General features: G+C 71.5%; 11 protein-coding genes. 7 read left to right on the top strand and 4 right to left on the bottom strand.

What is annotated here, in order from left to right:
* Positions 1-596 (bottom strand): Clp protease N-terminal domain-containing protein (locus AB0F81_RS48935; protein ID WP_360210927.1); only part of this gene is annotated, 596 nt, incomplete at its 3' end.
* A 208-nt stretch (positions 597-804) separates the two neighbouring features.
* On the opposite strand from AB0F81_RS48935, the gene AB0F81_RS48930 reads away from it, so the two are divergent.
* The 3 genes from AB0F81_RS48930 to AB0F81_RS48920 all read left to right on the top strand — a co-directional run bounded on the left by AB0F81_RS48930 (position 805) and on the right by AB0F81_RS48920 (position 2,396).
* Complete coding sequence (locus tag AB0F81_RS48930; protein WP_360210925.1) at positions 805-1,152, top strand: hypothetical protein; 348 nt, start codon at positions 805-807, stop codon at positions 1,150-1,152.
* A gap of 164 nt (positions 1,153-1,316) precedes the next feature.
* Positions 1,317-1,997: a DivIVA domain-containing protein gene (locus tag AB0F81_RS48925; RefSeq protein WP_360210923.1), complete on the top strand. Its 681-nt coding sequence runs from the start codon at positions 1,317-1,319 to the stop codon at positions 1,995-1,997.
* Between the two features lie 69 nt (positions 1,998-2,066).
* On the top strand, positions 2,067-2,396 hold the full coding sequence (locus tag AB0F81_RS48920; RefSeq protein WP_360210921.1) for a hypothetical protein: 330 nt from the start codon (positions 2,067-2,069) through the stop codon (positions 2,394-2,396).
* A gap of 4 nt (positions 2,397-2,400) precedes the next feature.
* Here AB0F81_RS48920 and AB0F81_RS48915 read toward each other — a convergent pair whose 3' ends face one another.
* Positions 2,401-4,110 carry an acyl-CoA dehydrogenase family protein gene (locus tag AB0F81_RS48915; RefSeq protein ID WP_360210919.1) on the bottom strand — a complete coding sequence of 570 codons (1,710 nt, stop codon included), beginning with the start codon at positions 4,108-4,110 and terminating at the stop codon, positions 2,401-2,403.
* Between the two features lie 11 nt (positions 4,111-4,121).
* Positions 4,122-4,667 carry a PadR family transcriptional regulator gene (locus AB0F81_RS48910; RefSeq protein WP_360210917.1) on the bottom strand — a complete coding sequence of 182 codons (546 nt, stop codon included), beginning with the start codon at positions 4,665-4,667 and terminating at the stop codon, positions 4,122-4,124.
* 92 nt (positions 4,668-4,759) lie between these two features.
* On the opposite strand from AB0F81_RS48910, the gene AB0F81_RS48905 reads away from it, so the two are divergent.
* From AB0F81_RS48905 to AB0F81_RS48895, 3 genes are read left to right on the top strand one after another with little or no spacing between them, the layout of a single operon-like run.
* The gene (locus AB0F81_RS48905; protein WP_360210915.1) at positions 4,760-5,140 is read left to right on the top strand and encodes a hypothetical protein; all 381 of its coding nucleotides are present in this window, start codon (positions 4,760-4,762) and stop codon (positions 5,138-5,140) included.
* A 35-nt stretch (positions 5,141-5,175) separates the two neighbouring features.
* Entirely contained in the window at positions 5,176-6,615 is a 1,440-nt protein-coding gene (locus AB0F81_RS48900; protein WP_360210913.1) for an FAD-binding oxidoreductase, read from the top strand.
* A 1-nt stretch (position 6,616) separates the two neighbouring features.
* Positions 6,617-7,486: a PfkB family carbohydrate kinase gene (locus AB0F81_RS48895; protein WP_360210911.1), complete on the top strand. Its 870-nt coding sequence runs from the start codon at positions 6,617-6,619 to the stop codon at positions 7,484-7,486.
* On the opposite strand, the gene AB0F81_RS48890 is transcribed toward AB0F81_RS48895, so the two are convergent.
* Positions 7,455-8,396, bottom strand: coding sequence for a DMT family transporter (locus tag AB0F81_RS48890; RefSeq protein WP_360210909.1), 942 nt, complete (start codon positions 8,394-8,396; stop codon positions 7,455-7,457). The two genes, AB0F81_RS48895 and AB0F81_RS48890, sit on opposite strands and share 32 nt — an antisense overlap.
* Between AB0F81_RS48890 and AB0F81_RS48885 the strand changes: the two genes are divergently transcribed.
* Positions 8,395-8,793: GntR family transcriptional regulator (locus AB0F81_RS48885; RefSeq protein ID WP_360210907.1), on the top strand; the 399-nt coding region annotated here is incomplete at its 3' end. The two genes, AB0F81_RS48890 and AB0F81_RS48885, sit on opposite strands and share 2 nt — an antisense overlap.

Raw genomic sequence — 8,793 nt, 5'->3', positions numbered from 1 at the left:
ACCCGCTCGATTTCCTTCTCCCGGCCGATGACCGGGTCGAGCTTGCCCTCCCGGGCGGCCTGGGTCAGGTTGCGCCCGAACTGGTCGAGCACCAGGGAGGTCGCCGGGGTGCCCTCGCCGCCGACCGCGGCGGTGCCGGGAACCGGAGGCTCCTTGCCCGGATAGCCGGAGAGCAGCTGGATCACCTGCTGGCGGACCCGGTTGAGGTCGGCGCCGAGCTTCACCAGCACCTGCGCGGCGACGCCCTCACCCTCGCGGATCAGGCCGAGCAGGATGTGTTCCGTACCGATGTAGTTGTGTCCCAACTGCAACGCCTCGCGCAGGGAGAGCTCGAGCACCTTCTTGGCTCGCGGGGTGAAGGGGATGTGCCCGCTCGGCGCCTGCTGGCCCTGACCGATGATCTCCTCGACCTGCTGCCGCACTCCCTCCAGGGAGATGCCCAGGCTCTCCAGAGCCTTGGCCGCGACGCCTTCACCCTCGTGGATCAGGCCGAGGAGCACATGCTCGGTCCCGATGTAGTTGTGGTTGAGCATCCGGGCCTCTTCCTGGGCCAGGACGACAACTCGCCGTGCTCGGTCGGTGAACCTCTCGAACATGCCCATCACGTCCTCGAGCGGGCACCCACGTCACCCGCTGGACGGACGGCATCTCTCGGCGCTGAGTCGGAGACTCTTGGCCACGGAGCATGGTTGACGTGGGCAGCCACTCGTGGCACGGGCGCGCGCTCCACCCACCAGCATGTTAACCCAGTCACACGAACCCCGGCGTGATCAGTGGTCACGGCTGGTGGCAAGCTTTTCGTTCGTGGAAGCACTCCGGTTGATCCTTCTGTTCATCCATCTGGTCGGGTTCGCGCTGCTGCTGGGCGGAGCGATCACCCAGTTCCTGTCCGGGCGCTACCGGATCAACCCGGCGGTGCTGTGGGGCGCGGTGATCCAGCTGGTCTCCGGCATCGGCCTGTCGGCTCCGCTGCGCGGCGGGGGCGACGACGAGCCCGATCCGATCAAGCTCGGCGTCAAGCTGCTCTTCGCCGTGATGATCTTCATCATGGTGTTCATCCCGCGGAAGCGGGAGTCGGTCAACAAGGGCCACTTCATCGGCATCATCGCGCTGACGCTGGTCAACGCCGCGGTGGCCGTCTTCTGGCACTGAGCCGGACCGCGGTCACCAACCGCCAACTCGGGCACGGCTGCGGCCAGCGGCCACCGGTCGCGTCGGCGTACGCTCGATCAGCCGCTGGTGGTCGGCGGCGGCGCGATCATGCCCAGTAGGATTTCTCGCCGCACCACCGCAACCGATGGGAACCGAGGAGCACGATGCCGCTCACTCCAGCCGACATTCACAATGTCGCCTTCAAGAAGCCTCCGATTGGCAAGCGTGGCTATGACGAGGAAGAGGTCGACGCGTTCCTGGACGAGGTCGAGCAGGAGCTGATCCGACTGCTCGAGGAGAACGGCGCCCTGCGTGAGCAGGCCCAGCGCGGTGGGGGCGGCGGCAGCGCGGCCTCGACGATGGTGCTCAACAACGAGTTCGCCGACCTGGCCGCGCAGCTGGAGCGCCTCCAGGAGGCCCGTGCCCGCGCCGAGCAGAACGCGCGCAGCGTGCAGGCCCAGCTGGAGCGCGCCCGCAGCGCCGCCCCGGCCGGCCCGGCCCCGTCCGGCGGTGACGACGACCGCAACTCCCGGGTGCTGATGATGGCGCAGCGCACCGCCGACGAGCACATGCGCGACGCCCAGCGCGAGTCCGAGACGCTGATCACCAACGCTCAGGCCAAGGCCGAGCAGCTCGTCAGCGAGGCGCAGCTGAAGGCCAGCACGATCGAGTCCGACGCCCGGCGCAACCACACCGAGGCGATGGACAGCCTGGTGGAGAAGCGGTCCGCCCTGCTCGACGAGATCGACCGCCTGGGCCAGCTGGCCTCCAGCTACCAGGAGGCGCTGACCAACCACGTCACCCAGCAGCTGATGGACCTGACGAGCAACCCGGACGCGCCGTAAGCCCTTAGGCCGAACAACCGCCCGCCATCGACATCGGTGGCGGGCGGTTGCTGCACACAGGGGAGACCGATGTCGGAGTCCAGGTGGCGGCTGGTGGTGCTCGGGCTGTGCACCGCGCTGGCCGTGCCGCTTTCGCTGTACTTCATGTGGATCCTGAACTGGGTCTTTCCGGCCCGCAACGGCTATCCCGTCTGCGACCCCGAGCACCAGCCCTGGTGCGAGTACGACCCCACAGTGACCGTGCGCTGGTACGCCGGGGTCGCCTGCGGGGTCGTCGCCCTGCTCTGTCTCGTCGTCGCCTACGCGCTGCCCAAGCGGTTCCGGTTCTGGTGGGCGTGGGCCTTCACCCCGCTCGTGCTGCTGCCCGTCGGCGTCGGCTTCCTGGGCTCGCTCTACTGACCGGTCAGGGCCGCATCTCGTAGGCGCCGACCAGCCCCAGCACCTGCTCCCAGACGCGGCCGGTGCGGGCCTCGTCGGTCACCGGCCGGCGCACCTGGGACAGCGCCCACGCCGCCTGCTCCTCGGTGGTCGCCGACTTGCCGTGCAGCTCGGTGGCGTAACCGGAGAAGTCCCGGACCAGGATCGCGAAGATCTCGTCGAGCAGGTCGCCGTCGAGGCCGGTCAGCCCGGCCTGTTCGAGGATCAGCTGACCGTAGACGACCAGTGCGAACAGCTGGCCGAGGGAGAGCAGAAAGTCCAGGTCGGCCTGCTGCGTCTCATCCGGCGCGTGCTTGAGCAGCAGGTCGCAGAGCCCGTCGGCCTGTTCGCGGAAGCGGGCCACGTTGGGTACGGCGGCGTGCGCGTCGTACGCGATCCGCCAGTCGTGGAACTGGATCTGGCCGAGGCCGCGGGCCGGGCCCTGCCGGAACAGGAACTCGTCGTCGCACGCGTCGTGCCGGGTCGGCACCGGCGGGAGCTCCAACGGCCGGAACAGGTAGTTCGGCATGAACTTGAGGATCAGCGCCAGGTTGACGTGCACCGTGCCCTCGAGTTTCGGCAGGCCCCGGATGTCCTTGGCGGCCTTGTCGAAATAGGTGTCCGCCTCGAAGCCCTTGGCCGCGATCACGTCCCAGAGCAGGTCGATGACCTTCTCGCCCTCGGTGGTGACCTTCATCTTGGTCATCGGGTTGAACAGCAGGTAGCGGCGGTCGTCCGGCCCGGCCGAGCGGAAGTAGTCCACCGCACGGTCGGCGAACAGCTTCATCGCGACCAGCCGGGCGTACGCGTCGGTCAGCTCCCGCCGCACGTGCGGGAAGGCGGTGACCGGCTTGCCGTACAGGATCCGCTGGTGTGCGTGGGTGACCGCCTCGTAGGTGGCGTGCTCGCAGATGCCGATCGCGGCCGTGCACAGGTTGAACTTGCCGACGTTGACGGTGTTCAGCGCGGCGTCGAAGGCGGCCTTGCCGGTGTGCAGGACGTCCTGCTCCCGGACCGGGTAGTCGGTCAGGCGGAACTCGCTGACGAACATCTGCGAGTTCACCACGTTCTTGACCAGCTGATACGACGGGTGCCGGCTGTCGGCGGCGAAGAACACGTAGCCGTCCGGGCCCTCGACGTCGGCGCGGCGGCCGAAAACCGAGACCAGCCCGGCGACGTTGCCGTTGCCGATGTAGTACTTGCCGCCGTTGGCGGTGAATCCGCCGTCGCCGGTGGGCGTGAGGATCATGTCGGTGGCGTAGATGTCGGCGCCGTGCGAGCGCTCGGACAGGCCGAACGCCATCACGTGCCCGTAGTCGAGCAGCCGGGCGGCGTGCGCGCGGGCCTCGGCGTTGCCGCTCTGCCAGACCGGTCCCAGGCCGAGGACGGTGACCTGCCAGGTGTACCAGTAGTTCAGCCCGTAGAAGCCGAGGATCTCGCTGAGCGCCACGTTGCGGGCGGTGTCCCACCGCTTGTCCGGGTCGTCGCCACCCTCGGCGGCCGGGGTCAGGAAGGTCGCGAACAGGCCCTCCTTCGCGGCGAACTCGAGGAAGTCGGCGTACCACGCCCGGTCGATGTAGGTGTCGAGCAGCGCCTTCTTGCCGCGCTCCTCGAAGAAGTCGATGGTGGCGCGCAGCAGGCGGCGCGACTCCGGGTCCAGGTGGACCGGGTCGTAGGTGTGCGGGTTGAAGAGCAAGAGAGGTCCTTTCAGAGTTCGCGAAGGGTCACCAGGACGTCGTCGAGCCAGTCGAGCAGCATCCGCTCGTAGGCGATGCCGCCGCGCAGGACGACGAGCTGCAACCGCTGCCCGGTGTCGAGGTCGGCGCCGGCGGGGAAGTCACGCTGCTCGCCGTGCCGGTATCGGTCCAGAACAGCCTCGTGGGTCTTGCGGTAGCGCTCGACCTCGGCGATCAGCGCGGCCCGCCCGGCGGCGTCGTCGAACGCCGCTCCGCGGATCTTCACGGCCAGCTCGTGCCGGACCGCCTCCGGCTGCACCGGGTCGCGCAGCCAGGTGATCAGCTCGGCCCGGCCGGCCTCGGCCACCGAGTAGGCGCGCTTGTCGGGCCGCCCGTCCTGTCCGATCTCCTGAGCGGTCACCCATCCGTCGGATTCCATCCGTTTGAGGACGCGGTAGATCTGCTGGTGCGTCGCCGTCCAGAACCGGCCGATGGACCGGTCGAAGCGGCGGGCCAGCTCATATCCGGATCCGGGCTGCTCCAGCAGGGAGACGAGGATCGCGTGCTCCAGAGCCATGATCGCCATCATGCTATGCAACGAGTTGCATAGCAACCGGAAGCCTGAATCGTTGCTGGCCCGCTTTTCCTCTCCCTCGGTAGCATGCCGTTGTGAGTGGCGCGGCGGTTCCGGACGACATGGCCGATCGAGCGGCCGCCCTGGATGAGCGGGAGCGGCGTCTGCTCGACCGGGAGCGTGCCGCCGACCAGCGGGATCAGCGCGCCGACCAGCGGGATCGCCTGGCTGACCAGCGGGACCAGGCCGCCGACGCCCGGGAGGCGGCCGCCAACGAGCGGGAGCGCCTGCTCGACGACGAGGCGCTGGAGCAGGCGTCGCGCCAGATCGATCCGATGGCCCGCTTCCAGGGCTCCATCGCGCGGGCATCGGAGAAGACCACGCGCAGCAACGAGTTGCTGGAGCGGTCCCGGGAGACCGTGCAGCGCGGCGTCGAGCGCATCAACCGGCTGCGGAGCGACACCGCCGACGAGTAGCACACACCCTTTGTCCGATATGACACGATACGGTGATGTCGCTCTCCCGCCGGGCCGTCCTCGGAGCCGGTGCCGCCGCCCTGACCGGCGCCGCTTTCCGGCCGCCCTCGGCCACCGTCGACTGGCCGGCCCTGGCCGCCTCGCTGGACGGCACGGTCGAGCTGCCCGGCAGCGCCGGCTACGACGCGGCGCGGCAGCTGATCGACCCCCGGTTCGACCGCGTCCACCCGCCCGCGGTGGTCCGCTGCGCGTCCGCGGCTGACGCCGCCGAGGTGGTCCGGTTCGCCCGCCGGTCGCGCATCGCGGTGGTCACCCGGGGCGGTGGTCATTCGTACGTGGGCGCGTCCACCGCCGCCACCGGTGTGGTGCTCGACCTGCGCCGGCTCGACGAGGTGCGCCACGACCGGTCGAGTGGTAGCGCGGAGATCGGCGGTGGCGCCCGGCTCATCGACGTCTACCGCCGGCTCGGCGCGGCGGGCGTCTCGATCCCCTCCGGCTCCTGCGGTTCGGTCGGCATCGGCGGGATCACCCTCGGCGGTGGCATCGGGATGGCCGCCTCCGCGTACGGGCTGACCTGCGACGCCGTCCTCGCGGCGGAGGTGGTCGGCGCCGACGGCCGGCACCGCACCGTGGACGCGAAGCGGGAACCGGACCTGTTCTGGGCGCTGCGCGGAGGCGGCGGCGGACAGTTCGGGGTGGTGACCCGCTGGCGGATGCGCACCCACCCGGCCGGGACCGTCGGCACGTTCGAGCTGCACTATCCGTGGACGGACGCGGCCCGGGTGGCGGGCGGGTGGCAGAACCGGCTGCTCACGGCGCCGGACGAGACCTGGTCGTCGTGTCAGTTCGCCTCGGATCGGCGCGGTCGTCTCTCCGTACGCGTCTCGGGTGTCGTCCTGGAGGGTGACCCGGCCGCCGAGGCCGCGGAGATCGCCCGCGCCGTCGGGCGCGAGCCCGCGCGCGCCCACCTGGACCGGCGTGCGCACCTGGAGGTCGTGCACGACAAATCCGGGTGTGCCGAGGCGGGGGAGTGCGCCGGGCGCGGCACCGAGCTCGCGGGCAGCGAGATCTTCCGGGAGGTGCTGCCGGCGCCGGGGATCGCCGCGCTGCTCGCCGTGGTCGAGCGGCGGGCCCAGCAGCGGCGGCCCGGCTCGGCGAAACTCAAGCGGCTGACCGGCGCCGTGGGGCGGGTCGCGCCGGAGGAGACCGCGTTCCCGTGGCGCGGGGCGCACACGATGCTGCAGTGGCTCGTCGGTCTGCCGGCCGGCGACACGGCCGGCGTCCCGGACGGGCAGGCTTGGATCGAATCCGGTCATCAGGCCATGCGCCACTGGTCCGTGGGCCGGTACGTGAACTATCTGGAGCCCAGCCCGGCGGTGCTGCCGCGGTACTACGGGCCGAACTTCGCCCGGCTCCGCTGGATCCGCACGGCGGCCGATCCGCAGGGGCTGTTCCGCTCGCCGTACGCTCTCTGACGTGCAGCCCGTATTGATCGCCGGACCGGTCTCCTGGAACCTTCTCGTCCACGTCGGCGAGTTGCCGCCGGCGCAACCGCACACGGTGTTCGCCGACTGGCATCACGAGGCGATCGGCGGCACCTCCGCGGGTAAGGCGCTCAACCTGGCCCGGCTCGGCGTGCCGGTCACGCTGGCGACCGTGCTCGGCGACGACGAGGCCGGGCGGCGGATCATTTCCGGTCTCGCCGGCGCCGGCATCGAGCTGCTGACCGCGGCCAGCAGCAACGGCACCGAGCGGCACACCAACCTGATGGACGCGCACGGCCGGCGTCTGTCCATCTATCTGACCCTGCCGGTCGCGGCCGGGCCCGTCGCCGTCCCGGACGAGACCATGGCCGCGGCCGCGGTGGTCGTCGCCGACCTCGCCGACCACAGCCGCCCGGTGCTGCGCGCCGCCCGCGCGGCCGGCAAGGAGATCTGGTGCGACCTGCACGACTATGACGGGCGCAGCGAGTTCCACCGCGAGTTCGTGGAGGCGGCGGACTGCGTGTTCCTCAGCTCGGAACGCCTGCCCGACCCGGGGGCGTTCCTGCGCGACCGGATCGCCGCGGGTGCCCGGCTGGCGGTCTGCACGTCCGGCGCGGACGGCGCGATCGCCCTGCAGCGCGGCGGCGAGCTCGTCCGGGTCGCGGCCGAACCGGTCGCCGAGGTGATCGACACCAACGGCGCCGGCGACGCCTTCTTCGCCGGCTTCCTCGCCGCCCACCTGCGCGGCGAGGAGCTGCCGGAATGCCTGCGCCAGGCCGCCCGCGCGGGCGCGGCGGCGGTGCGGTCACGGGAGCTCGCCGCAGCGGACCTCAGCCCGGAACTGGTCGCCGCTCGTCCCTGACCGCCGGCCGGGTTCGCGGTCGCCGGCCGGCACGGGTGCGCTGGGTCAGCACGACGCAGGCCAGCACCACCACCGCGGCCCCGATCGCCGCCGGGGTGATCGTCTCGCCGAGGAGCAGGGCCGACCAGAGCAGGGTCAGCACCGGCTGAGCCAGCTGGACCTGGCCGATTCGGGCCACGCCGCCGCGCGCCAGCCCGGCGTACCAGGCGAAGAAGGCCAGGAACATGGAGATCGCGGTGAGATAGCCGAACGCCGCCCAGGCGGCGGCGCCGCCGTGCGGCGGATGCGAGACGGCCGCGACCAACGTGACCGGCACGGTGGCCGGCAGGGCCACCAGCAAGGCCCAGCAGATGGTACGGGCGCCGCCCAGCTCCCGGGCCAGCGCGCCACCCTCGGCGTACCCGAGTCCGCACAGCACCACCGCCGCGAGCAGGTACAGGTCACCGACCGACAGGGCGCCCCGCACCGTGCCGCCGGCGACCAGGAACGTGAGCACCGCGACGATCCCGCCGCCGCTCGCCACCCAGAACAGGAGCGGCGGCCGCTCGCCGGCCCGCAGCACCGCGAAGACGGCCGTCATCGCGGGCAGCACGGTGACCACCACCGCGCCGTGCGACGAGGTCTGCGTGGTCAGCGCCAGCGAGGTGAACAGCGGAAACCCGACCACGACGCCGAGTGCCACGACCGCCAGCCGCCGCCATTGCCGGGCTGTCGGCCGGGGCGCGCCGGTGAGCCGCAGATATCCCCAGGCGAGCAGGGCGGCGCCGACGGCCCGGCCGAACGCGACGAACCACGGGTCGAGCCCCTGCACGGCGACCCGGGTGAACGGCAACGACAGGCTGAATCCCAGCACGCCCAGCAACCCGAGTGTTATCGCGCCACGGCGAGTAGCGCTACTCTGTTCCCTCATGAATGACGGTAACGCAGGCGATCGCGTTATCCAAGATCTGCGCCGGGCGGTGGCCGGTGCGGAGCCGGGCGCGCGGCTGCCCTCGGTGCGCGAGCTGACCACCCGGCACCAGGCCTCCCCGGTCACCGTCGCCGGGGCGATCCGCCGCCTGGTGGCGGAAGGCCTGGTGGAGACCCGATCCGGCCGGGGCACCTTCGTGGCGGCCCGGCCGCCGCGGCACACCGCACCCGACCTGTCCTGGCAGACCGTCGCGCTCGGGCCGCGCCGGGCCGGCGAGGAGGAACTGCAGGCGTTACTGGCGTTACCGCCCGCCGGTGCGATTCCGCTCTCCGGCGGCTACCTCGACGCGGACCTGCAACCGGCCGCCGCCCTCGGCGCCGCGCTGGCCCGGGCCGCC

Origin of the sequence: Actinoplanes sp. NPDC024001 (assembly GCF_040638955.1) — a bacterium.
Classification (GTDB): Bacteria; Actinomycetota; Actinomycetes; order Mycobacteriales; family Micromonosporaceae; genus Actinoplanes.
The sequence above is the reverse complement of the archived record's forward strand: the minus strand, read 5'-3'. Positions and strand labels throughout refer to the sequence as shown.

What these genes read in the sequence shown, in the direction of transcription:
- AB0F81_RS48925 (WP_360210923.1), top strand. Translation starts at nt 1,317, where the DNA reads ATGCCGCTCACTCCAGCCGACATTCACAATGTCGCCTTCAAGAAGCCT.
- AB0F81_RS48920 (WP_360210921.1), top strand. Translation starts at nt 2,067, where the DNA reads ATGTCGGAGTCCAGGTGGCGGCTGGTGGTGCTCGGGCTGTGCACCGCG.
- AB0F81_RS48910 (WP_360210917.1), bottom strand. Translation starts at nt 4,667, where the DNA reads ATGGCTCTGGAGCACGCGATCCTCGTCTCCCTGCTGGAGCAGCCCGGA.
- AB0F81_RS48900 (WP_360210913.1), top strand. Translation starts at nt 5,176, where the DNA reads ATGTCGCTCTCCCGCCGGGCCGTCCTCGGAGCCGGTGCCGCCGCCCTG.
- AB0F81_RS48890 (WP_360210909.1), bottom strand. Translation starts at nt 8,396, where the DNA reads ATGAGGGAACAGAGTAGCGCTACTCGCCGTGGCGCGATAACACTCGGG.